This is a genomic window from Yoonia sp. 67-2 (assembly GCF_035117555.1).
GTDB lineage: Bacteria > Pseudomonadota > Alphaproteobacteria > Rhodobacterales > Rhodobacteraceae > Yoonia.
The window spans coordinates 20719-45098 of the sequence record NZ_JAYKPK010000008.1 but is presented as its reverse complement, the minus strand read 5'-3'; the positions used below and the strand labels follow the sequence as shown (position 1 = coordinate 45098).

The window sequence follows — 24380 nt, the reverse complement described above, 5'->3', positions numbered from 1 at the left end:
GTGTGATGCAGAGGTCCATCCCGCCGGTTCCGATGGCGGCCGCAAAAGAGCATCGACAATGGTTCTGAAACTGCTGGATAACCTGCATGATCAATTTCCCGGTTGTGAGACCGTCGCTTTTGCCGATCTATCCACGTTGGTGATCCTCGTGACCAATTCTGACACGCCGCACCACCGGGAAGAGCTTGACGCGCTCTGCGCCGAGGCCGCGGCGAGCTTTGGCCCACCGCAGGCACCCGCCTTGGGCAGTACCCCTGCGGGGATGGTCTTTGTCGCCACGCCGGATCGCCTGCGCATCTATCTGCGCGATGCAGATGAACCGGATGACGCCCTATGTTGCGTCTGTAGCCATGACATCGCGATCCCGCAGTTTCTGGCCGCAGCCCGGGCCTGTCTGGAAAAGATCAGCCATGGCGCCTGAACCCGCGATCGTTCAGGCCATACCGGACAGGCCTGAGACTGTCGGTTTTGCGACCAAATTGCAGGCATTGGCGGCAAAGAAGGCCGCGTTCATCGGCCCCGCCCGCATTATTTCCAGCACGGAAACGCCAGCACCTTTGGCGGCCATTCTGGCGGAAATCGACACTTGCGTGCTGGACCGCAGCCTGACCTTTGACATTGACGGGGTGATCCTGCGGATGGCCGTCGCAGGCCGCCGGTTGCGCGGATTGCTGGCGGGCAGCGACGACGCAACGGCGCTGATCGGCCTGGTTCTGACCCCCCATGACAAAGCCCTGCTGCGATCCGTCGGTGACCTGCTGGCCGGGCTTTGCAAGGATGCCCGCCAGATCACCGTGACCAGCCGGGCGGCTGAACCATTCGGCACCCCGTCAGAACGCGGCGTATCGGCCACCGTCCTGTCCGCGCTGTGGCAGCAGCAGGGGGCTGTGACAGCGCATTCCCCCATGCAGCGTTTTCTGGCCGCCAATGACGCGGTGCTGACAGCCTATGTGCAGGCCGCAGGCGGTGCGATCAGGGCGACGAAAGGCGATGCCACGGCGTTGGAGGTGATCTGGCACGATCAGCTCGGCCCGTTTCGTGACCGGCGACAGGCGTTGGTTCCGCAGGACAATACCCCGTTGCTGATCGGCCTTGAGGCTGGCGATGCGATCACCGCAATCGCGATTCTGGCTGATGAGGTCAGCATTTTCACCTGTGCTGCGGCTGATCTGAACGCGATTCTGACATCCTGGCGGACCCTCACCGCCTAGCCGACCATCCTGCTGGACAACCCTCTACCCACGATCGCTCCGTCCTGTGGGGCACTTGCCGATCCGCACAGGCCCCATTAGTTATGTTATAACATAACAAATAGGAGAATCGGATGACTGATAAACGTCTGCCCGTCACAGTCTTGTCAGGGTTTCTGGGCGCGGGGAAAACCACGCTGCTGAATCACGTGCTGAACAACCGCGATGGCCGCCGGGTGGCAGTGATCGTCAATGATATGTCCGAGGTAAACATCGACGCCGATCTGGTCCGCGATGGCGCGGAACTATCCCGGTCCGAGGAAAAGCTGGTCGAGATGACCAATGGCTGCATCTGCTGCACCCTGCGCGATGATTTGCTGCAAGAGGTGCGGCGGTTGGCGGCAGAGGGGCGCTTTGACTATCTGCTGATCGAATCCACCGGCATCGCCGAACCCCTGCCTGTTGCTGCCACCTTTGATTTCCGGGACGAGGATGGTGACAGCCTGTCCGATGTCGCGCGGCTGGATACGATGGTGACCGTCGTTGATGCGGTCAATCTGCTGAACGATTTCGCCAGCCATGATTTTCTGGCGGATCGCGGCGAAAGTCTGGGCGATGACGACAATCGCACTTTGGTCAATCTGCTGACCGAGCAGATGGAATTCGCCGATGTCGTAATCCTGAACAAGACCACGGATGCAGGCCCCGAAAAGGTCGATGCCGCGCGCAAGATCATCCGCGCGCTGAACCCCGATGCGCGGCTGATCGAGACGGATCAGTCCCGCGTCGATGCGGATGCGATTTTCGATACCGGGCTGTTTGATTTCGACAAGGCGCATGAGCATCCGTTCTGGGCCAAGGAACTCTATGGTTTCGCCCATCACACGCCGGAAACCGAGGAATATGGGATTTCATCCTTTGTCTACCGCGCCCGCGCGCCGTTTGATCCGGCAAAGGTGCATGCGGTGCTGACCGGCGATCTGCCCGGCGTGATCCGTGCGAAGGGGCATTTCTGGCTGGCGACGCGGCCCAATTGGGTGGCGGAATACAGCCTTGCCGGGGCGATTTCATCGGTGACGCCGCTGGGCGGTTGGTGGGCGTCCGTGCCCAAGGACCGCTGGCCGACGCATCCTGATATGCTGGCCGAGGTGGCGGGCAAATGGGCGGAGCCTTGGGGCGACAGGCGGCAGGAATTGGTGTTCATCGGCGCGGATATGGATGAGGCGACGATCCGGGCGATGCTGGATGCGGCCTTGCTGCCTGCTGCGGATTTCATGCCAGAGGCGTGGAAAACCTTGCAAGACCCGTTCCCGCAATGGGGCAACAGGCAGGCGGGGTGATGGGGTGGGGTCATCTGAAACCTTCCCCGCGGGGAAGGTTTTACGCTCAGCAAGGGCTGGCCCGATGACGGGGCGGCGGAACCTGAAATCTTCCCTGCGGGGAAGGTTTTGCGCGGACCCGATGCGTGAGTTTGACAGGCTGCCGCCCGCGTTGCGGCAATGGCTGGCGCAGGCGCATCTGCCGTGGAGCACAAGGTCAGTGCGCAGGATCTGGTTGCGGCATCACCTTGATACAACGGAAGCGTTAAAATTTCTTGAACGGGCCGAACGCGCAACACTGGCCCGCGACACGGCCAAAATCTGGGGCAAGGCGCATCCGCAGGCCAAGGTCTGACTGCGGCAGATCGCGCATGATCGCCGCAAGGCATTGACGAACAAAGCAGGAACACTATTGTCGTTGTATGGCGAAAATGACCTTGCAAGACAAGCTGGCGATCCTGTCGGATGCCGCGAAATATGATGCGTCCTGTGCATCCTCGGGCGGGGAACGCCGGGATTCGAAGAAGGGTGGCCTTGGGTCATCTGGTGGCGCAGGCATCTGCCACGCCTATACGCCGGACGGGCGCTGCATATCCTTGCTGAAAATCCTGATGACGAATTTTTGCATTTTCGATTGTGCCTATTGCATCAACCGGGTGTCATCGAATGTCGAACGCGCCCGGTTTTCGGTCGAGGAGGTCGTGACCCTGACGCTGGAATTCTACCGTCGCAATTATATCGAAGGGTTGTTTTTGTCGTCCGGCATCATCAAATCGCCGGATCAGACGATGGGCGATATGGCGCGGATCGCGAAAAGCCTGCGGCTGGATCATGGGTTTCGGGGGTATATCCATCTGAAAACCATCCCTGACGCCTCGCCCGAATTGATCAAAGAGGCGGGGCTTTATGCCGACCGTCTGTCGATCAATGTGGAATTGCCGCAGGATGCGTCCTTGCGCAAATTCGCGCCCGAAAAGCGGCCAGAGACGATCCGCGCCAGCATGGCGCAGGTCAGGTTAGAGGGCGAGGCCGCCAAGGATAAATCCCATAAAGGCAAACGGCCGCCACGCTTTGCGCCTGCGGGGCAGAGCACGCAGATGATTGTCGGCGCGGATGGCACGGATGATGTGACGATCCTGAACAGCGCGACGCGGCTTTATTCGGGGTATAAATTGCGGCGGGTCTATTATTCGGCGTTTTCGCCGATCCCAGATGCCTCGGCCATGTTGCCGTTGATCCAGCCGCCCTTGGTGCGCGAACATCGGCTCTATCAGGCGGATTGGCTGCTGCGGTTTTATGGGTTCACGGCAGAGGAAATTGCGACCGGCACCAATGCGGGGCATCTGGACCTTGAACTGGACCCAAAGCTGGCTTGGGCCTTGCAGCACCGCGCGCAGTTTCCGGTGAATGTGAACAAGGCGCCGCGCGATATGTTGCTGCGGGTGCCGGGGTTTGGGACGCGGATCGTGGACAGGATCATCGCGGCGCGTCGCAATGGCGCGCTGCGGTACGAAGACTTGATCCGCATGGGGGCGCTGATGAAAAAGGCCAAGGCCTTTGTTTCGATGCCCGGCTGGACCCCCGCCGCGATGACCGACAGCGTGGACTTGCGCGCGCGGTTCGCGCCGCCGCCGCAGCAATTGCAGCTGATTTGAACTACGCGGTCGCCCTGCCCGATCATGGCACGCTGGACCTTTGGCGTGCGGCTGCGCGGGTCGCGATATCGCATCGGATTGCGCCGGAGGAGATTGATTGGTCGGGCGCGGGTGGGTTGTTTGCGGCAGAGGATTTGCCGAAGGATATTGGCCCGCATCAGGTGCGGGTGCCTGCGGCTTTCCTTGATATCGCGAAATCGGCGATCTGGCATAAAAGCCCGGATCGGGCGGCGCTGCTGTATCAGGCGCTCTGGCGGATTGATCGGCGGGATGGTGATCCTTTGTCCGCTGCCGATTCTTTGGGGCGGCGGTTGCAGATGCTGGCCAAGAATGTGCGCCGCGATATCCATAAGATGCATGCTTTCGTGCGGTTTCGCGAGATGCCGGGTGACGGTGCCCGCCGCCGCTTTGCCGCGTGGTTCGAGCCGGAGCATCACACGCTGGAACCCGGCACGCCGTTTTTTGCCAAGCGCTTTGCCGATATGGATTGGATGATCGCGACACCGGACCTGACCGCGCATTTTGAGGGGGGCAAGCTGCGGTTTGGTCCTGCGGGTATGCGGCCCGATCTGCCGGATGATGCGTCGGAAGGCCTGTGGGCCACGTATTTCGCCAATATCTTTAACCCCGCGCGGATCAAGCTGGATGCGATGCGGTCGGAAATGCCGAAGAAATACTGGAAGAACCTGCCGGAAACGGCGCTGATCCCGGCGATGCTGAAAGATGCCGAGGCGCGTGTGCAAAGGATGCGGGAGGCGGGGTCAACGGCTGCCCGCCCCGGTGCGGCGGCGATCTCCACCCGCTACCGGGCGGCGATGCCACAAGCGCCGGATTTGCCGGGGAGTCTGGATGAGGCGCGTGAGGCGGCCCTGCACTGCCGCCGTTGTGGGTTGTGCGAAAAGGCAACGCAGACGGTCTGGGGGATAGGTGCGCCGGATGCGGGGCTGATGATCGTGGGCGAACAGCCGGGGGATCGGGAGGATTTGGAAGGGCGGCCTTTTGTCGGGCCTGCGGGGCAGGTGTTGCGTCAGGCGATGGATGCGGCGGGGGTTGATCCGGCCAAAGCGTGGCTAACCAATGCGGTGAAGCATTTCAAATTCACGCCGCGGGGGAAAAGGCGGATTCATCAGTCGCCCGACAGGTCAGAGATTGAACATTGCCGCTGGTGGCTGGGGCTGGAACTGGGCTTTGTGCAGCCGAAGCTGACGGTCGCTTTGGGGGCCTCTGCCGCCTATGCGCTGACGGGGAATGCGGGGCCGATGCAGGACAGGCAGGGGAAGGTTGAACAAGGATTGCATGACGGGCCGGTGCTGGTGACGTGGCATCCGTCCTATATTCTGCGTCTGCCCGATCCTGCGGCGGCGCGGGCTGATCTGGTGGCGGCCCTTTCCAAAGCGCAAGCGAGCGCCAGTTAGCAGGGTAGAGGTGCCAGATGACCAATCCTGATGATGATTATCGCGGCGTGGCCGTGCCGACAGGCCGTGCGCATCGCTTGTTCCGGATGGGCGGGATTGCGGCGGGGATCGCGGGCGGTGTAGCGGCGGGCGGGTTCAGGCAACTTGCCACGGGTCAGCGGCCCGGCATGACGGATTTGTTGCTGACGCCGGGAAATGCGCGGCGGTTGACGGAGGGGTTGTCGCAGATGCGCGGGGCAGCGCTGAAGATGGGTCAGATGCTGTCGATGGATACCGGCATCGTGCTGTCGCCGGAACTGACGGCGATTTTGGCGCGGTTGCGCGATGATGCCAAACATATGCCGCCCAAGCAGTTGCAGGCGGCGTTGAATGCGCAATGGGGCGAGGGTTGGCGCAGGCGCTTTGCGTCATTTGATGTGCGGCCCTTTGCGGCGGCATCGATCGGGCAGGTGCATCGGGCACGTGCGCTGGATGGCCGCGAACTGGCAATCAAGGTGCAATATCCGGGGGTGCGGGCCTCTATCGACAGTGATGTGGATAATATTTCGGGGCTGATGCGCCTGCCGGGGCTGTTGCCGCGCGGGATGGATATTGCGCCGCTGCTGGCTGCGGCCAAAGCGCAGTTGCATGAAGAGGCGGATTATCGGGCGGAGGCTGCGCATCTTCGCCGGTTCGGGGCATTGCTGGCGGGGGACGATGCTTTCGTCGTGCCGCAGGTGCAGCCGGATTTCAGCACGGATGCCGTGCTGGCGATGACTTATATCGCCAGCGATCCGGTCGATGTGCTGGCGGATGCACCGCAAGAGGTGCGTGACCGCGCGGCGCGTGATCTGATTGATCTGGTTCTGCGTGAGCTGTTCACTTTTTGCGCGATGCAGACCGATCCGAACCTTGCCAATTACCGGGTGGAGCCTGCGACGGGGCGGATCGTGCTGCTGGACTTCGGGGCGGTGCGCGGGATTGGTGCGGCACAACAGGCGGCGTTCCGTGACCTGATGAATGCCGGGTTGGACGGTGATGCCGGCAGCGTCCGGCAGGCGATGTTGGAGATTGGGTATTTCGGCCCTGCCACCCCGCCGCAACATCAGGACCTGATCCAGAAGATGTTCGATACTGCGATGGAGCCTTTGCGGCTGGACCAGCCGTTCGATTTTGGCACAACCGATCTGCTGGAACGCCTGCGCGATATGGGCATGGTGATCGGCAATGACCGTGATCTGATGCATGTGCCCCCGGCAGAGACCTTGTTCCTGCATCGCAAGATCGGCGGGATGTATCTGCTGGCGACCAAGCTGCGGGCGCGGGTCAATATCCGCGCCTTGCTGGAAAACTACCGCGCGCATTGATTTTCGCGGCTGCCGCCACATCATTGCGGTAACAGATCAGGACGTTTTCAGATGAGTGATTTCACCGCCACCCGCGACGCTGGCCTTGCCGCGCTGCAGGCTTTTGTGCCCGCGATGGGCAAACGTTATGCCAATGGGCGCAATTATGACCATGGGCCGGGGGCGCATAAGGCGGTGTCGCAGCTATCGCCCTATATCCGGCGGCGTCTGGTGACCGAGGCCGAAGTGGTGCAGGCCGCCATTGCGGCGCATGGTGCGGAGAAGGCCGAGAAATTTGTCGAGGAAGTCATCTGGCGCGGCTATTTCAAGGGCTGGCTGGAACGCCGCCCACAGGTCTGGGACAGCTATGTCGCAGGCGTGCAGGCCGATCTGGCAGCACTGGACCGCGACCGCAAGCTGCGCCGCGATGTGGACAAGGCGATGGCGGGGCAGACCGGGCTGGGCTGCTTTGATGCTTGGGCTGTCGAACTGGTCGAGACCGGCTATCTGCATAACCATGCGCGGATGTGGTTCGCCTCGATCTGGATTTTCACGTTTGGTTTGCCGTGGCGGCTGGGGGCGGATTTCTTTTACCGGCATCTGCTGGATGGCGATGCGGCGTCCAATACTTTGGGCTGGCGTTGGGCGGCGGGGCTGCATACGCGCGGCAAGCCTTATCCGGCGCGGGCGGATAATATCGCGACCTTCACCAATGGCCGGTTCACCCCGCGCCCCGGCGATCTGGCCGATGTGGCGCAGGGTTTGGAGGCGACGGAGCCGGAGGGGTTGCCGTCGGCTCTGGACCTGCGCGAGGTTGTTGCGCCGAAAGCCGGTGTTCCCACTGCGCTGCTGATCACGGATGAGGATTGCAGGGTGGAGGATTTCGATCTGGCAACCTTCGATATCCGCACCTGCGCGACATTGGCGGCGAGCCATCTGCGATCCCCCCTGCCCGTTGCGGGAATGGTGGTGCGGTTTGAGGCCGATGCGCTGGCCGATGCCGCCAGACGTGCCGGTGAAACGCCGGTTGCGCTGCGGGGGGATCACCCTGATGCGCTGGCGAAATGGGCGGATGCTGCGGGTGTGACGCAGATCGTCACGCCTTACATCACGCGCGGCCCGACCTATGACTGGCTGGTCGCGGCGCTGCCCTATCTGCAAGCCAAAGGCATCACGTTGGCCGAATGGCGGCGCGATTGGGATGCGGCGATCTGGCCGCATGCGACGGCAGGGTTTTTCAAAGTCAGGAAACAGATACCCCGCATCCTTGCTGATCAGGTGGCGGTATGAATCAGGTGATCATTGTCGGGGCTGGTGTCACCGGGCTCGCCTGCGCGCGCAGGCTGAGCGACGCGGGTGTGCCGGTGATCGTGCTGGATAAAGGGCGCGGGATCGGCGGGCGGATGGCGACGCGGCGGACGGATGGGCCTAGTTTTGACCATGGCGCGCAATATGTCAGCGCCAAGGGTGAAGGCTTTGCCAAGGTGCTGGCTGATCTGACCGGCGCGGGCCACGCCGCCGCTTGGCATAATGGCATCGTCGGCGTGCCGGGCATGTCGGCGCTGGCCAAAGCCTTGGGCGCGGGCGTGCCGGTGCAGCAGAATATGCAGGTCACGGCGTTGGTGCCGCAGGACGGTGGCTGGCAGGTGCAGGTTGGCGAGACGCGGCTGGCGGCGCGGCAGGTGATTGTCACCGTGCCTGCGCCGCAATTGGCGGATTTGCTGGGGGCGGATCATCGGCTGGTCGCACAGATTGCCCATGTTACCTATGCGCCGAACCTGACGCTGATGGCGGCGATCGATGGCCCGGCCCCTTTCGTCACCGCGCAGGACCCGGCGGCTGATCTGGCATGGATCGCACAGGACAGCAGCAAACCTGCCCGCCCGCAGGGGGTGACCGCTTGGGTTGCGCAAGCCTCTGCCGGGTTCAGCCAGCAGCATCTGGAACTGGACAAGGGCGCGATTGCCGATCTTATGCTGCCATTGCTGTTGGACCGGCTGGGGGCCAGCGCTGATCAGGTCCGCTATGTCAGCGCGCATCGCTGGCGCTATGCTTTCGTGACCCAAGCCCTGGGCCAGAGGTTTCTGCGCAGCGATGATGCAACGCTTTATCTGGGCGGCGACTGGTGCCTTGGCGCGCGGGTCGAGGATGCCTGGACCAGTGGCAGGGCGATTGCGGATGACGTGTTGGGGCAATCTGATGCGCAATGATCTGACGATCTATGACACCTTTGCGGACAAATGGTGGTCGGATGATATCCGCTGGGTGCGGACGTTGAAGAACCTTGTGCCCGGCAGGTTGAAGCATTTCGACCGGCTGATCGACTGGCGCGGCAAGGATGTGCTGGATCTGGGTTGCGCGGGTGGTTTCATGGCCGAGGCGCTGGCGCAACGCGGGGCCAATGTCACCGGGATTGACCCAGCCGCCGATGCGATTGACGCCGCCCGCCGTCATGCCAAGGCGGAAGGGCTGCGCATTGGCTATGATACCGGCGTGGGCGAGGCTTTGCCCTATGAAGATGCCAGTTTCGATGCGGTGGTCTGCGTCGATGTGCTGGAGCATGTCGCCGATCTGGGCAAGGTGCTGGCCGAGGTCGGGCGCTGTCTGCGCCCGGGCGGATTGTTCCTGTTCGACACGATCAACCGCAATCCGATTGCCCGGCTGGCGACGATTACCGTGGCCGAGGATATCCTGCGGCTTTTGCCGCGCGGCACGCATGATCCGGCGATGTTCATCAAGCCACGCGAATTGCGCGCGGCGATGCAGGTGGCGGGGCTGGAGCCGGGGCGGTTTACGGGACTTGGGCCGCGTGGGATCAACCGGCGGTTTGATCTGACCTTTGGACCTTTGCCGCTGACGGCGGTGCTTTACATGGGCCATGCCCGCAAGGCGGAGGGCGCGTGACAAAGAGCCTTGACCCGGCGACGATCAGCGAGATTATCGAGATGGCCTTGTCCGATCACACCAGTTTCGCCCAGATCCGCGACCTGCATGGTTTGTCGCCCGATGAGGTGAAAACACTGATGCGCCGCGAACTGGCCACCCGCAGCTATCGGGCCTGGCGCAAACGTGTGCGGCAATTCGGCGACAGGCGCGCGATTTACAAATAATTTGCCGTTTTGCGCATCTGATCGCGGTGCTTTGCAAATGCATTCCCTGATCCATGTGATATTTCAAGTGCATGGACATCATTCTGATCACGACAATCATTGCGTCACTTTTTCTTGTCATCGGCATTGCAGAGCCTGTTGCCGACCGTCTGAAAGTCCCGTTCAGCGTGATTTTGGCGGTGCTGGGGATCGCGATTGCGACCGGCGCGCTGTTTTTTCTGCGCACCGATCTGACTGATGCGCTGAACCCGGTGGCAGAGGCTATTCTGGGCCTGCCGATCCGGTCCAATGTGTTCCTTTACGTGTTTCTGCCGACCTTGCTGTTTCAGGCGACCTTGGGGATGAACCTGCGGCGGATGCTGGATGATTGGGTGCCGATCCTTGTGCTGGCCGTTGTCGCGGTGGTCGTAGCGACGTTCAGCATCGGCTATGCCTTGTCATGGGTCAGCACCCTGCCCTTGGCCGCCTGTCTGCTGGTGGGGGCAATCGTGTCGACGACTGATCCGTCTGCTGTTGTGTCGATCTTTCGATCTATCTCTGCCCCGCAGCGGCTGGCGCGGATCATTGAGGGCGAAAGCCTGTTGAATGACGCCGCTGCGATTGCGCTGTTCGGGCTGTTCATGGGTTTTGTCATGCTGGGCGTGCCGGACCCCGAACTGGGCAATGCGCTGGGCCGGTTCCCGATGCTGATCCTTGGCGGCGCTATCACCGGCTGGCTGGCCGCACGGGTGGCGGTCTGGCTGATGGCACTGTTCACGCGGTTTGAACTGGCGCAAATCTCGATCTCGGTCGCGCTGCCTTATTTGGCCTATATCGGGGCGGAACAGATCATCGGCGCATCGGGTGTGATCGCCGTTGTTGCCGCCGGGCTGACGCTGAACCTGACCGGGCCGGGCCGGTTGCCACCACAAGCCTGGACCAACCTGCGCGAGGTGTGGGACCTGTTGTCGCATTGGGCGGGCGCGCTGATCTTTATTCTGGCTGCGCTGTTCATCCCAAGGCTGTTGGAGGATGTGCGTTTCACCGATTTCGCCCTGATCGCCGTGGTGATCGGCGCTGCGATTGCGGCGCGGGTTTTGGTGCTGTTCGGCCTGCTGCCGTTGCTGACCTTGCTGCGCGCCTCGCCCGCAGTAGACCGGCCTTACCGGGTGGCGATCCTGTGGGGCGGGCTGCGCGGTGCGGTTACATTGGCGCTGGCGCTGGCGGTGACCGAAAGCGTGCGGGTGCCGGTCGAGGTCAAGCGCGTGGTGGGTATTCTTGCCACCGGTTTCACCTTGTTCACGCTGATCGTGCAGGGGTCGAGCCTGCGCTGGGTGATCGCGCGGCTGGGCCTTGACCGGCTGTCCCCGATTGATGAGGCCTTGTCGCGGCAGGTTGTCGCCGTGGCCTTGCAGACCGTGCGCGAGGATGTCGCGCGCACGACGGAAAATTACGAGCTCAGCCGCGAGATTATCCGGTCCGAGGCGAAACGCTTTGGTGACAGGCTGGACGGGGCGGTCAAGGATGCCGAAGAAAGCGCCAATATTCTGGACCGTGACCGGATCACCCTGGGGCTGATCGCGCTGGCGGGCCATGAACGCGACACGATTCTGGAACGGGTGCGCGAACGCACGATTTCATCGCGAATGGCCGAACAGGTGCTGGCCGATTCCGAACGGCTGATCGAAGGCGCGCGGACCGGCGGGCGCAGCGGCTATCAGCGCGCGGCGAAACGGTCGGTGACCTATGACCGGACGTTCCGGCTGGCGGTGTTCCTGCACAACCGGTTAAAACTGTCGGTGCCTTTGGCGCGGATCACGGCGGATCGGTTTGAATTCCTGCTGTCGCAACGGTTGATCCTGCGCGATGTGAATTCCTTTATCGACGGGCGCATCCGGCGGATTCATGGCCGCCGTGTCGCGGATCTGTTGCAGGAATTGCTGACCCGCCGGACCGAGGCAGTGGAAACAGCCCTTGAAGGGTTGCGCCTGCAATATCCGGGCTATGCCGAAGAGTTGGAGCGCCGTTTCATCCGGCGCACGACGCTGCGGCTGGAAGAACGCGAATATGCGACGATGCGCGACGATGGGCTGATCGGCACCGAGGTTTACACGAACCTGTCACAGGAACTCGCCGCACGCCGGGCCGCTGCCGAAGAACGCCCGCCGCTGGATATCGCGCCGCAACGCGCCGATCTGGTCCGGCAATTGCCGCTGTTTGCTGATCTTGACGATGCGACGCTGAAACAATTGGGGCGCGCGTTCCAGACCCGCTATGCCAATGCCGATGAGGTTCTGGTGCGCAAGGATAATGCCGCGAAAAGCGTGTTTTTCATCGCCTCCGGCGCTGTGGAATTGCAGGTCGCGGGTCAGACCTGGCGGCTTGGCCCCGGCGAAATGTTCGGCCAGATGGCGATCCTGATGCAACGCCCGCGCCGGGCGCTGGTGCGCGCGATTGCGCCTTCGACCCTGCTGATCCTGGATGAAGACCGGTTCCGCCGCTTACTGGAACGCAGCGAAGCCTTGCAACAGGCAGTGCGCGCCAGCGCTGAAAAGCGCGGCATCGCGCCTGACCGGCTGATGGCGGATATCACAGAGGCCAAATGATCAGCAAAAGCGGCATGGCGACCACGACGACGATAGCTTCCAACGGCAGGCCGAGTTTCCAGTAATCGCCAAAGCCAAAGCCACCGGGGCCAAGGATCAGCGTGTTGTTCTGATGCCCGATGGGGGTCAGAAACGCGCAGGACGCGCCGATGGCCACGGCCATCAGGAAACTGTCAGGGCTGACACCCAGTGATGCTGCGATGCCAATGGCGATAGGGCACAGCACTGCAGCCGTCGCGGCATTGTTCATCACATCGGACAAAAACATCGTGGTGATCAGCACGACAGCCAAAGCGGCGATTGGATTGCCCTGCGCAACCTTATCGACGAGAAACTGCGCCAGCACATCGGCGGCACCGGTGGTCTGCAAGGCCCCAGCGACCGGGATCAGCGCGGCCAGCAGCACGATCACCGGCCAGTCAATCGCGGTATAGATCGACCGTGGCGGCACGGTGCGGAACAGCATTGTGGCAATCACCCCGATGGTAAAGGCTGACGCCGCAGGCAACAGACCCACAGTGACGATCCCAACCGAGATCAGCATGATGGCCCCTGCGATCAGCGCCATCCGTTTGTCAGGGATGCGCAATTCGCGTTCGCCCAAAGGCACGCAACCGCTGTCGGAAATGAAATCGCCCATCACCTCTGCCGGGCCCTGCATCAGCAGCAGATCACCCGATTTCAGGCTTAACGTGCGCAAGCGGGTGCGCGGCCTGTGCCCTTGGCGCGAGACGGCCAGCAGGTTCAAGCCGTAGCGCGTGCGCAACCGCAGGTCGCTGGCAGAGCGGCCCACGATTGTGGACCCCGGCAGCACGGCGAGTTCGCGCAGCACGATATCATCCTCGCGCTTGGGTTTGTCATCCTCAGCATCGTCGGTCTTGGCGGGCTTGGCGGGTTTTTCCTCATCAGCTTTGGAGGAGCCTTCTTCCTCCAGCTTGATGCCAAAGACCGACAAAGCCTCTGCCAGCGCATCGACTTCGGCTTCCAGCACCAGAATATCGCCGCCACGGATGCGCCTGCCGCCATGCGGGGCGGTCATCCGCACCTCGTTGCGCACCATGCCGATGATCTGGGCGTCGCTGCTCTCGATTTCACGCTCGAACGCGCGCAGGGTCATGCCATTGGCCTTGCTTTCTTCCGGCACCCGGACCTCGGTCAGATAGGCCCCGGTGGCGAAATCGCCCTCGCTGCTGGATTTGCGCGCTGGGACCAAACGCCAGCCGAACAGCGCGACAAAGGCCACACCGGCAAGCGCGACAGCCACGCCGACAGGGGCGAAATCGAACATCTGGAATTGCCCCAGACCAGCCTCGGCCCGGAAGCCCGAAACAATCAGGTTGGGCGGTGTGCCGATCAGCGTGGTCATGCCGCCAAGGATCGTCCCAAAGGCCAAAGGCATCAGCACCTGTCCCGGCGTCAGATCCAGCCGCCCGGATAATTGCACGGCGACCGGCATCAGCAGAGCCATGGCACCGACATTGTTCATGAACCCTGACAAAAGCGCGCCCAGCCCCATCAAAGCGCCAAGGCTGGTCACCCGCCCGGCATTGCGCGGCAGGATATTGCGCGCCAGCCAATCCACCGCACCGGTGTTCTGCAACCCCTGGCTCAGCACCAGCACACAGGCGACCGTGATCACTGCGGGATGGCCGAAACCGGCAAAAGCCTCTTCTGAACTGATCAGCCCGGCGACGGTGCTGGCCATCAGCGCCAAAAGTGCGACGATATCGTGCCGGAACCGTCCCCAGAGAAACAGCGCCATGGTAGCGGCCAGAATGGCAAAGATCAGCATCTGTGGGGTGGTCATGGTGGCGACTTTCAAAAATGTTCAGAAGCTGCCAAAGACCGTGCCCAGCGCCACCAGCACGATCAGTGCTATAACCGGAATCACAACGGCTGTGACCGCGATGTCTTTATATGCCTCGCGATGGGTCAGACCGCAAATGGTCAGCAAGGTGATGACCGCACCATTATGCGGCAAGGCGTCAAGCCCGCCGGTGGCCACAACCGTCACCCGGTGCAGCAGGTCAGGCGAAATGCCTGCGGCATTGCCCAATTGCAGATAAGTATCGCCCAATGTGGCAAGGGCAATCGACATGCCGCCGGATGCTGATCCGGTCATACCCGCCAGCAGGCTGGTCCCGATGGCCAGTGAGATCAGCGGGTTATCGCCACCTACGGTGACCACCCAGTCGCGGATCAGCCCGAAAGCGCCGAGCGACGCAATGACAGCGCCGAACCCGACCAAAGATGCGGTGTTGAAGATCGGTTGCAAAGCATCCTGTGCGCCGGTGTCCAGCGTCTTGCCCAGTCGCGGCGCAAGCCTGCCCCAGTTCATCGCGACCAAGGCAATGCAGGCCAAGGTCAGCGCCGCGATGATCGACCAGATGCCGCGCAAGGCATCGACAGTGGTGCTGCCAAAGGATGGATCTGCCAGATAGCTGGTGTCCATCTGCGGGATGACAACAAAAGTGAAAACAAGGTTCAGCACCAGAACCATGACCAAAGGCAAAGCCGCGACGATCAGGCCGGGGGCATCCTGCAAGGCATCACTGCCCTGCTCTGCCGGCGCACCATAGCCTGGCCCCAGCACCCGGGCGCGATGTTCCAGCCAGAGCCAGCCAAAGATCAGCATGATCGCCGCCGAGATCAGACCAAGACCCGGGGCGGCAAACGGCGTGGTGCCGAAATAGGGCATCGGGATTGCATTCTGGATCGCGGGCGTGCCGGGCAAGGCTGTCATGGTAAATGTGAAAGCCCCCAGTGCGATTGACGCGGGGATCAGGACCTTGGGCAGGTCGGCTTCGCGAAATAGGGCCGCAGCGATGGGCCAGACCGCGAAAGCCACGACAAACAGCGACACGCCGCCATAGGTCATCACGGCACAGGACAGCACCACCGCCAGCACCGCGCGTTGCGGGCCAAGCTGTTGGATGATCCCATCGGCCAGCACGCGGGCCGAGCCAGAGGCATCCATCAGCTTGCCAAAGACTGCGCCCAGCAGGAACAACGGGAAATACTGGATGATAAACCCACCCGTCGCCTGCATGAAAATCTGGGTATAGCTGGCCAGCAGCGGCCCGCCTTCGGCCAACAGCACCGCCAGCATCGCCATTGCCGGGGCGAGCAACAGCAGGCTGATCCCGCGATAGGCCAGCACGATCAGCGCGATCAAGGCGGCGGTGATCACCAGAATGCCCAGCATGATGTCCCTTTTTTCGCAATGATCTGGGGCCATACCTAAGCCCGCTGCTGCAAAAGCGAAAGGGCCGGATCATCTCCGGCCCTGTCACAACTTTCAAAGGCTGACCCCCTAGCGCGGTTCGTTCATCAACCCGCGCACAACCGCATAGCAGGCGGCCAGCAGCACGAAGGTGAACGGCAGACCCGCCGACACGGCCATTGCCTGCAACGCCGCCAGACCGCCGCCCAAAAGCAGGGCCACGGCGACCGCCCCTTCAAAGCTCGCCCAGAACACGCGCTGGATCACTGGCGCATTCGTCTTGCCGCCCGCTGCGATCGTGTCGATCACAAGGCTGCCGGAATCCGACGAGGTCACAAAGAACACCACGACAAGGATAATCCCGATGAATGATGTGATCGCCGTCAGCGGCAATTGCGTCAGCATTTCGAACAGCTTCAGCTCCAGTGCGGCATCCTGCACGGCGGTAAAGCCGTCATTGACCACCTGCCCGATGGCGGTGCCACCCAGCGCAGTCATCCACAGCACGGACAACAGCGTCGGCACGATCAGCACGCCGATCAGGAATTCCCGCACCGTCCGGCCACGGCTGACGCGGGCGATAAACATGCCCACGAAAGGTGACCAGCTGATCCACCAGGCCCAATAGAACGCGGTCCAGCCTTGGGAAAAGTTCGCATCTTCGCGACCAAATGGCATCGACAGCGCAGGCAGATATTGCCCGTAGGCCAACAGATTGTCGAAGAACCCGGTCAGGATCGCCACAGTCGGCCCGGCGATGATGATGAACAACAACAGCAGGATCGCGAGGCCCATGTTGACCTCGGACAGGACTTTGACGCCGCCATCCAGACCACGCACAATCGACCCGATGGCGATCAGCGTGATCACGATGATCAGCAGGATCAGCATCGAATTGCCGGTGCCCAGACCGAACAGGAAGTTCAGACCGGCAGAGGCTTGCTGCGCACCGATGCCCAGAGATGTCGCCAGACCAAAGACGGTGGCAAGCACGGCAAGGATATCGATCACGTGACCCGGCCAGCCCCAGACCTTTTCGCCAAAGATCGGGTAGAAACAGGACCGCAGCGTCAGCGGCAGGCCTTTGTTATAGCTGAACAGCGCCAGCGCCAAGGCGACCACCGCATAGATCGCCCAAGGATGCAGACCCCAGTGGAAAATCGTGGCAGCCATGCCCAGACGGCTGGCTTCTGCGACATTGCCCTCGGCCCCGCCCAGCGGTGCCCAATCGGTGCGCAGCCCGTCTTCGCCGATGATGACCCCGCCAAGGGCGGCATCGAAATGACCCATCGGTTCAGAGACACCAAAGAACATCAACCCGATGCCCATGCCTGCCGCAAAGAGCATCGAGAACCAGCCGACATAGCCGTAATCCGGCGTCGCATCCGGCCCGCCAAGGCGCACGCGGCCCAAAGGCGAGACGATCAGCCCCAGACAGACCAGCACAAAGATATTGCCCGCGCTGAGGAAGAACCAATCCAGATTGCCGGTCAGCCAGTCGCGCAGACCGACGAACAGCGGCTCTGCCTGATTTTGAAAGGCGAGTGTGAGGAAGGTGAAAACCATGATGGAAATGGCCGAGACCGAAAACACGATCTTGTGCAGGTCCAGTTCCAGCGCGACGGCACCACTGAAATTATCCTGCCCGATGTCATAATCGGTCTCGATAATTTCAGTATCGCCTTCGGGTTCGGGTAGCGCGTCGATGTCCGGCAGTTCTTCGCCAGGATCGGTGTGATCGGTCATAACGTCCCTTTCTTTTTTTGTATCCGCCAAACGGTGGCCACAGCAGATGAGGTGTCGCCCCTAGCCTATCGGGGGCAGGCTTTCAATTGAACTACGCAATAAAAGCCCTTATTCTATTATAACTTACCACGTAACGGCCGTGTAAAGCCGTGCAAGGCGGGAACAATCGGATGGCAAAACAACGATTCGACGGTCGCCTTGCGCCACTGCGCGAGAAGCTGCACAGGCTGTATCACGGGCGCACAGAGACGAGCCTGCGGTTCCGGCTGGCGCTTTTGGTCTTTGATCTGGCGATCATTGGTAGCTATGTCGTGACCAGCGTCTTCGGGATCGAAAATGACGTTCCGGTGCTTGATCTGCTGCTGGCATTGATCGTGCTGGCCGATCTTGTCGCGCGCTGGTTGATCGCGCCCAATGCCCGCGATTTCATCCTGCGCACGCCGTTGAACTGGGCCGACATTGTCGTGATCCTTAGCCTGCTGGCGCCGCTGCTGTTTGGCGATTTCGCGTTCTTTCGGGTGCTGCGCGCCTTGCGGGTCGTGCGGTCCTATCGCGTTTTGCAGGAATTGCGCGACGACAGCCGGTTTTTCCGCCGCAATGAAGAGGTCATTCAACGCAGCGTCAATCTGACGGTGTTTATCTTTATCGTGTCGAGCGTCGTGCATGCGTCACAGCGGCTGATCAATCCCGATATCACGACATGGGTCGATGCGCTTTACTTCACCATGGCCGCGCTGACGACGACAGGTTTTGGCGATATCGTTCTGGTCGGCACATCGGGACGGTGGCTGTCGATTGCGATCCTGATCGTCGGGGTGGGCTTGTTCCTGCACCTGCTGCAATCGGTGTTCCAGCCGACCAAGGTGCGCGAGAAATGCAAGAATTGCGGCCTGCTGTTGCACGATATCGATGCGATCCACTGCAAACATTGCGGCGCTGAGATGAATATCGAGACCGAGGGATTGTAAAATTGAGCGCCGGACTGGTTCCCAAGATCGGCTGACGGTTTTTGTGGCGCTTTATCTGAGGCCAGCCGGCCCCCAATGACCTGATTGTCATCGGGGGCCTGTATCATCACCGCATCAAGACAACCGGCACTTTGCAGGACCGGATCATCGCAGTCGTGGTCGAGCCGATGATCAGGCTGCGGATGCGGCTGTGGCCGTAAGCACCCATCACCAGCATGTCATAACCCTCTGCCTCGATCAGATCGGCGAGCACCTTTTCCGGCTGGCCCGCCAAGACGGATGTCTGCGCCTCCAGCCCTGCGGCTTGCAGCATCGCCTTGGCGTTTTCGAGACCTTTGCGGACCTCAGCCGTGTCTGTTCCAACGGTGACCACATGGATCGCAAGCCCTTGAAACACAGGACTGCGGGCGATGTGATCCACCGCTTTCATCGCCGATGCGCCGCCGTCAAAGGCGACCAGCACTTTGGTGACAGGCTTGAACGCCCGTGCGGCGACATAGACGGGTTTGTGGCTGGTGCGCACGATCCGTTCCAGATTGGACCCCAGATGGCCCTTGGCGAAATCGGCATCTTCGCCGCGTTTGCCCACGATGATGACGCGGGCGTCACCTTCGACCTCGGCCACAGCCTCGACCACGTCGCCGTGGCGCAGGCGGGTGTTGATGTCGGTTACACCGTCTTTGTCCAGAATGGCGCGGGCATCGTCCAGAATGGCGCGGCCCCGGTGGCTCATCAGTTTGGACCGCTGCGCGTCAAGTTCTGTCAGTTCCTCCAGCAGCGCGGTGCGCGCGCCCAGCGCGATGGCACCGGAATGGTCACGCTTGCCCGATGTGTCGCGCGGGCCCAGCACGTGGATCAGTTCGACCGCCGCACCTGTGCGTTCGGCGATCCATGCGGCATTGTGGCAGACGCTTTCCGAATAGATTGACCCATCGATGAAAGCGACGATCTTTTGTGTGGGTTGTGTCATATCATCCGCTCCTTAATGGGACATCAACTTGTCCATCGCGCCGGGCTTGTCATGAATGGCAAGCTTGTCCACGATGGTTTCTGTCGCTTCGTTCATGCCGACGATTTCAACTTCTGCCCCGTCCCGGCGGAATTTGAGGATCGCCATATCCAGCGCCTGCACCGAGGAAATATCCCAGATATGCGCCTGGCTGACGTCGATGATGACCCTGTCCAAGGCTTCCTTGAAATCAAAGGCATTCATGAAATCCTCGACCGAGCCATAGAACATCTGGCCTTCGATGATATAGGTCCGCTCGCGCCCATCGGGCGAGATCGTGGTGCTGATCTTGAACAGCTGCGCGATCTTGGCGGCAAAGAAGATACCCGACAACAACACACCGACCAACACGCCAATGGCGAGGTTATGGGTATAGACCACCGTCACCACCGTCGCGATCATCACGATGGATGAGGATTGCGGATGCGTCCGCAGTGCCTGAATTGATGACCACGAAAATGTCCCGATACTGACCATGATCATGATCGCGACCAGCGCCGCCATCGGGATCTGGCTGACCAGATCACCCAGGACGACGACCATGAACAACAGGTATACCCCGGCAGCGAAACAGGACAACCGCCCGCGCCCGCCAGATTTGACGTTAATGATCGACTGCCCGATCATCGCACAGCCTGCCATCCCGCCGATGAAACCCGTTGCCGTGTTCGAGATACCTTGACCGATACATTCCTGATTGCGGTCGGATTTGGTGTCGGTCAGATCATCGACGATATTCTGCGTCATCAGGCTTTCCAGCAGGCCGACGATGGCGACCGCGATGGAATAGGGCAGGATGATCATGAAGGTTTCAAAGTTCAGCGGGATCTGCGGGATCAGGAACACAGGCAGCGTATCGGGCAAGGCACCCATATCGCCTACGGTGCGCACGTCCCAACCAAAGAACATCACCAGCGCCGTCAGCACGATGATGGTGACCAGCGGCGACGGGATCGCCTTGGTGATCAGCGGGAACAGATAGATGATCGCAAGACCTGCAGCTACCAACACATAGGTCAGCCATGTGACCAGCGCGGGGTCCAGTTCGGTCAATTGCGCCATGAAGATCAGGATCGCCAGCGCGTTGACAAAGCCGGTCATCACCGATTTCGACACGTAGCGCATGATAAAGCCAAGCTTCAGCACACCCGCCCCAATCTGGATCAGACCGGCCAGCACGGTGGCGGCCAACAGATATTCCAGCCCGTGTTCACGCACCAACGTGATCATCAGCACCGCCGTCGCCGCCGTCGCGGCAGAGATCATGCCGGGCCGTCCGCCGGTGAAGGCAATCAGCACCGCGATGGAAAAGCTGGCGTAAAGCCCGACCTTGGGGTCCACGCCCGCGATGATTGAAAAGGCAATGGCTTCGGGGATCAGGGCAAGGGCGACGACAAGCCCCGCCAGCAGGTCGCCCCGGATGTTACCGAACCATTCGGCCCGGTATGTATCGAGAGATATCATGTAAATCTTTCCTGTTCGGCGTCATGGGCCGACAACATTGGTTTTAACAGGTTGTCCGGCGGATCAGCGGCCGGAAGAGCCACCCAAGCTTTACCTCGGGTCCATGTTTACAAGACGCGATATACACGAAGTCTGACGCATGCCAACCCACCTTTGCAATTCAGGCAAAAACTTCACAAAGGGGCCGCGGATCGCATCAGAAGAAACGATGAAAATGATGCGTCGGGCCGTGGCCCTGCCCGACGGTCAAGGTATCCGCCCCTGTGATCGCATCCGCGACATAGGCTTTGGCCTGCGCCGCCGCCTGCACCAGCGGCACCCCTTGCCCCAGCAATGTCGCAAGCGCAGATGACAGGGTGCAACCCGTGCCATGGGTCTTGCGCGTCGCCTGCCTTGTGCCCGGCAGCCAGGTCAGCCCGGTGGCGTCGGCCAGCAGGTCAGGGCAATCATCCCCAGCGAGATGCCCGCCTTTGAGCAGCACCGCCTTTGGCCCCAGCGCCAGCAAATCCCGCGCCTGCGCCTGCATCTGGTCGCGGGTGGCGGCCTCTGACTGACCAAGCAGATCGGCGGCTTCCGGCAGGTTGGGCGTGATAACCGCCGCCATCCCCAGCATGTCGCGCAAGGCGTCCACCGCAGCCGTTTGCAACAGACGATCCCCGCTTTTGGCCACCATCACAGGGTCCAGCACGATGGGCGCCTGCAGCCCCTGCAGGGCCCGCGCCACTGCCGCGATGATCGCGGCATCGCCCAGCATCCCGATCTTGACCGCATCAATGCGGATATCTGCCCGGATCGCGGCGATCTGGGCGGCGACCATATCGTCGGGGATCATCTGCACCGCTGTCACGCCTTGCGTATTCTGCGCCGTCAGCGCCGTGATCACCGCCATCGCATAGCCGCCATTGGCCGAAATCGCCTTGATATCCGCCTGAATACCGGCCCCGCCGGATGGGTCAGAGCCTGCGATGGACAGGATATTCGCAATCATCCTGCTGCACCCCGCAGGATGGCACGTCTGTGATCATTTTCAGTCATCGCATGTCCCCCGCCGGATCGGGGGTCAGTGATGCGCGGACCAGACAAGCCTTGGCCGGGCGTATCACGGACTCCCTACGCCAGCATGATCTGGTTCAGGTTCAAAGGGTGCTTCTCAGCCCGCAATCGCGGACGCCCCTGTCGTGATAGTGAGGGTAAAGATCAGCGGGGCTGAGTCAAGAAGAGGTGACGTTTGCCTGTTCTGTGTTCATGGACGACGCCGCTCACGCGGTATTGGGGCTTATCGGCATAGCGTTCCCCCTTACGCGCGCCAGATCGCCTCGTAATGATCCATGATCTCACCAAGCCGCTCTGGCCCGAAGCTTGGGTCGTGGCCGCCGTGGATCAGCGTCAGCTCAAGCGCGCGCAGTTTGGCGAAAGTACTCAGGTAATCCGGCACCGACATGCCCGGCCCGTCATAGATCAGCGGGCCGTCGTAGATCGCATCGCCCCCGAACAGCACGCCGGTCGCACGTTCGAGCAGGCCGATGCCCCCCGGTGAATGCCCCGGCAGGTGCAGGATCTCATAGACATGATCGCCCAGATCGACGCTGTCGCCCTCTTGCAGCAAGCCCGTCGCCGGTGCGCCGCGCAGCACGTAGGACCGTGGGTCGTAGCCCTCATACGGCAATGCATCGATCAACACCTCGTCCAGCGGTGGATAACCAGCGTCCAGAAAGGTCTGGATCAGCCGCGCGGGCATGTCGTCGCGATAGAGCGAGTTCAGACCGGATGGCGCGGCCATTTCCTCGGCCTCGGCCGGATGCACCAGACGGATGTCGAATTCATGCACCCCGCCGATATGGTCGATATGGGTGTGGGATGAGACGCAGATAATCTCTTTCCCCGGATCGCGGCGCAAAGTGTCGAGGTACGGGCGCAACGGCACGATCCCCATCCCGGTATCAAGGATCATGTCGCGGTCGCGGCCTTGCACCAGAAACATATTCGCCTGTTCCAGCACATGGACATGCGGCTCAAGGATCAGGGTGACATCGGGGCCGACCTCGCGCGCGGTAAACCAATTTTCAGCGACGGGAAGTTTCATGTCATTGCACTTTCAAAGGACGCGGGTCCGACCCGCCGGTGAAGAGCGGCGCGTGCCAGATGAATCCGGTATCGCGGGTGATGACGGGCTGGCCGCAAGTAAAAGGATTGGTGGACAGATCAGCGATACCCGTCGCGCCGTCCCAATGGCCCAAGGCATAATGGCTGGTGAAAATCTCTGGCACCGGGCGGTCCTGTGGGGCGGGACCGATGCCGAACAGAAAACGATCCTCGCTGGCGATCAGCACACCGGTCATGTCACCCCATGCGATCCGAAGCCCCCGCAACGGCGCGGTCGCTTGCGCCAGCCAAGCCTCGCGATACTCGGCATGCACGCCGTCCTCGATCAGCACGCCGCTGTCCAATGACATGGCACCGACATCGGGGCGGGCCAAGGCCCCTTGCCAGTTGATTTCGCGATGCCAAGTGCATTGGCTGTCGGTGACGGTGATCTGCCCCGCAAAGCCCTCGATCCGCAGCAGCGATTGCAATGCCGCCTCACCCAGATCGGCAAGGCAGGTGCCCGTCAGCGCGGGCAGATCGGCCGGCACCCGCAGGTCGGCGAATAAATCACCCGCCTGCATCCAATGCACATGGGTGGTGGCATCCTCATATCCCGGCGCTGTGATCCAGTCGCGCCGCCAATGGCCTTGCAGATCCTTGGTGGTGATCACGCGGCAGCCTGTTGCCGTTTACTCAATTCCGCGATGATCTGCCCCGCGCTGACGACAGCCCCGGTTTGCAGATATTCCATCGCTTTCAAAGAGGCCTCATGCGCATCGGTCGATGACCCGCCGACACAATCGCCCACGACCCGGCAATAATAATCGCCCTGATGCCCGTCCGCGAAAGTGTAATGCACGCAGACATCGGTCAGCCCGCCGATCAGGATCAGGGTCTGCGCCTTCAGCCCTTTCAGCAGGATTTCCAGTTCGGTCCCGTAGAACGCGGAATAGCGGCGTTTATGAAGGAAGTAATCGCCGGGCTTGCGCCCCATTTCCTCGAACGCGACCGGCGTGCCGGGTTCGCCTTCCATGCAATGGACATCCTCGGTTCCGTCGAGTTCGCGCCCGTAATCCACCATATCACGGCGGTGGATTTCCTGAATGAACACCACCGGAATGCCCGCGTCATGCGCCGCATCCACCACGCTGCGCGCGCGTTCCATATTGGCACGATAGTCCGGCATGGCGGGGATACCGGCCTTGTGATCCATGAAAGCGGATTTCTGGATATCGATCACGACCAGCACGGGCTGACCGACAAGCATAGGTTGGCGTGGCATGGAA

General features: G+C 61.5%; 22 protein-coding genes, 1 riboswitch and 1 other annotated feature. Of the genes, 13 read left to right on the top strand and 9 right to left on the bottom strand.

Features of this window, described 5'->3' with window-relative positions:
* Nucleotides 1-58 precede the first annotated feature (58 nt).
* The 12 genes from VOY09_RS13355 to VOY09_RS13300 all read left to right on the top strand — a co-directional run bounded on the left by VOY09_RS13355 (nt 59) and on the right by VOY09_RS13300 (nt 12599).
* Nucleotides 59-421: a hypothetical protein gene (locus VOY09_RS13355; protein ID WP_322894546.1), complete on the top strand. Its 363-nt coding sequence runs from the start codon at nt 59-61 to the stop codon at nt 419-421.
* Nucleotides 411-1211, top strand: coding sequence for a hypothetical protein (locus tag VOY09_RS13350; protein ID WP_322894547.1), 801 nt, complete (start codon nt 411-413; stop codon nt 1209-1211). The genes VOY09_RS13355 and VOY09_RS13350 overlap by 11 nt, the downstream gene beginning before the upstream one ends.
* A gap of 113 nt (nt 1212-1324) precedes the next feature.
* Nucleotides 1325-2530 carry a zinc metallochaperone GTPase ZigA gene (gene zigA, locus VOY09_RS13345; RefSeq protein ID WP_322894548.1) on the top strand — a complete coding sequence of 402 codons (1206 nt, stop codon included), beginning with the start codon at nt 1325-1327 and terminating at the stop codon, nt 2528-2530.
* Between the two features lie 64 nt (nt 2531-2594).
* Nucleotides 2595-2864 (top strand): DUF6525 family protein, encoded by a 270-nt coding sequence (locus VOY09_RS13340; protein ID WP_322894549.1) that lies wholly within the window; start codon nt 2595-2597, stop codon nt 2862-2864.
* Nucleotides 2865-2931: 67 nt separating this feature from the next.
* Nucleotides 2932-4164, top strand: a complete 1233-nt coding sequence (locus VOY09_RS13335; RefSeq protein WP_322894550.1) for a putative DNA modification/repair radical SAM protein — start codon at nt 2932-2934, stop codon at nt 4162-4164.
* Nucleotides 4161-5579 carry a UdgX family uracil-DNA binding protein gene (locus tag VOY09_RS13330; RefSeq protein ID WP_322894551.1) on the top strand — a complete coding sequence of 473 codons (1419 nt, stop codon included), beginning with the start codon at nt 4161-4163 and terminating at the stop codon, nt 5577-5579. The genes VOY09_RS13335 and VOY09_RS13330 overlap by 4 nt, the downstream gene beginning before the upstream one ends.
* A 17-nt stretch (nt 5580-5596) precedes the next feature.
* Nucleotides 5597-6925, top strand: coding sequence for an AarF/ABC1/UbiB kinase family protein (locus VOY09_RS13325; protein ID WP_322894552.1), 1329 nt, complete (start codon nt 5597-5599; stop codon nt 6923-6925).
* Nucleotides 6926-6976: 51 nt separating this feature from the next.
* Complete coding sequence (locus VOY09_RS13320) at nt 6977-8194, top strand: FAD-binding domain-containing protein (RefSeq protein ID WP_322894553.1); 1218 nt, start codon at nt 6977-6979, stop codon at nt 8192-8194.
* Nucleotides 8191-9114: an NAD(P)/FAD-dependent oxidoreductase gene (locus tag VOY09_RS13315; protein WP_322894554.1), complete on the top strand. Its 924-nt coding sequence runs from the start codon at nt 8191-8193 to the stop codon at nt 9112-9114. Before VOY09_RS13320 ends, VOY09_RS13315 begins: the two co-directional genes overlap by 4 nt.
* Nucleotides 9104-9808 carry a bifunctional 2-polyprenyl-6-hydroxyphenol methylase/3-demethylubiquinol 3-O-methyltransferase UbiG gene (gene ubiG, locus VOY09_RS13310; RefSeq protein WP_322894555.1) on the top strand — a complete coding sequence of 235 codons (705 nt, stop codon included), beginning with the start codon at nt 9104-9106 and terminating at the stop codon, nt 9806-9808. Before VOY09_RS13315 ends, ubiG begins: the two co-directional genes overlap by 11 nt.
* The gene (locus VOY09_RS13305; protein ID WP_322894556.1) at nt 9805-10014 is read left to right on the top strand and encodes a DUF2805 domain-containing protein; all 210 of its coding nucleotides are present in this window, start codon (nt 9805-9807) and stop codon (nt 10012-10014) included. Before ubiG ends, VOY09_RS13305 begins: the two co-directional genes overlap by 4 nt.
* 71 nt (nt 10015-10085) lie before the next feature.
* On the top strand, nt 10086-12599 hold the full coding sequence (locus VOY09_RS13300; protein WP_322894557.1) for a cation:proton antiporter: 2514 nt from the start codon (nt 10086-10088) through the stop codon (nt 12597-12599).
* Here VOY09_RS13300 and VOY09_RS13295 read toward each other — a convergent pair.
* The 3 genes from VOY09_RS13295 to VOY09_RS13285 form a co-directional block, all read right to left on the bottom strand.
* A complete protein-coding gene (locus VOY09_RS13295; protein WP_322894558.1) occupies nt 12583-14406 on the bottom strand; it encodes an SLC13 family permease in 1824 nt (607 codons plus the stop codon). The two genes, VOY09_RS13300 and VOY09_RS13295, sit on opposite strands and share 17 nt — an antisense overlap.
* Before the next feature lie 21 nt (nt 14407-14427).
* The gene (locus VOY09_RS13290) at nt 14428-15804 is read right to left on the bottom strand and encodes a GntP family permease (protein WP_322894559.1); all 1377 of its coding nucleotides are present in this window, start codon (nt 15802-15804) and stop codon (nt 14428-14430) included.
* Between the two features lie 108 nt (nt 15805-15912).
* A complete protein-coding gene (locus VOY09_RS13285) occupies nt 15913-17568 on the bottom strand; it encodes a BCCT family transporter (RefSeq protein WP_322894560.1) in 1656 nt (551 codons plus the stop codon).
* Nucleotides 17569-17738: 170 nt separating this feature from the next.
* Between VOY09_RS13285 and VOY09_RS13280 the strand changes: the two genes are divergently transcribed.
* Nucleotides 17739-18536 carry a potassium channel family protein gene (locus VOY09_RS13280; RefSeq protein WP_322894561.1) on the top strand — a complete coding sequence of 266 codons (798 nt, stop codon included), beginning with the start codon at nt 17739-17741 and terminating at the stop codon, nt 18534-18536.
* Between the two features lie 106 nt (nt 18537-18642).
* On the opposite strand, the gene VOY09_RS13275 is transcribed toward VOY09_RS13280, so the two are convergent.
* The 6 genes from VOY09_RS13275 to VOY09_RS13250 form a co-directional block, all read right to left on the bottom strand.
* Nucleotides 18643-19506: a universal stress protein gene (locus VOY09_RS13275; protein ID WP_322894562.1), complete on the bottom strand. Its 864-nt coding sequence runs from the start codon at nt 19504-19506 to the stop codon at nt 18643-18645.
* Nucleotides 19507-19518: 12 nt separating this feature from the next.
* A complete protein-coding gene (locus VOY09_RS13270; RefSeq protein ID WP_322894563.1) occupies nt 19519-21009 on the bottom strand; it encodes a SulP family inorganic anion transporter in 1491 nt (496 codons plus the stop codon).
* Between the two features lie 49 nt (nt 21010-21058).
* Nucleotides 21059-21115: a sequence feature (sul1 is cis-regulatory element that is thought to sense ions involved in sulfur or methionine metabolism; They are found in Alphaproteobacteria), on the bottom strand.
* Between the two features lie 90 nt (nt 21116-21205).
* On the bottom strand, nt 21206-21997 hold the full coding sequence (thiD, locus tag VOY09_RS13265) for a bifunctional hydroxymethylpyrimidine kinase/phosphomethylpyrimidine kinase (RefSeq protein ID WP_322894564.1): 792 nt from the start codon (nt 21995-21997) through the stop codon (nt 21206-21208).
* 102 nt (nt 21998-22099) lie between these two features.
* A riboswitch (TPP riboswitch) is annotated at nt 22100-22194 on the bottom strand.
* A 112-nt stretch (nt 22195-22306) separates the two neighbouring features.
* Entirely contained in the window at nt 22307-23092 is a 786-nt protein-coding gene (locus VOY09_RS13260) for an MBL fold metallo-hydrolase (protein ID WP_322894565.1), read from the bottom strand.
* 1 nt (nt 23093) lies between these two features.
* A complete protein-coding gene (locus tag VOY09_RS13255) occupies nt 23094-23765 on the bottom strand; it encodes a hypothetical protein (protein ID WP_322894566.1) in 672 nt (223 codons plus the stop codon).
* Entirely contained in the window at nt 23762-24376 is a 615-nt protein-coding gene (locus VOY09_RS13250) for a cysteine hydrolase (protein WP_322894567.1), read from the bottom strand. Before VOY09_RS13250 ends, VOY09_RS13255 begins: the two co-directional genes overlap by 4 nt.
* Nucleotides 24377-24380 lie beyond the last annotated feature (4 nt).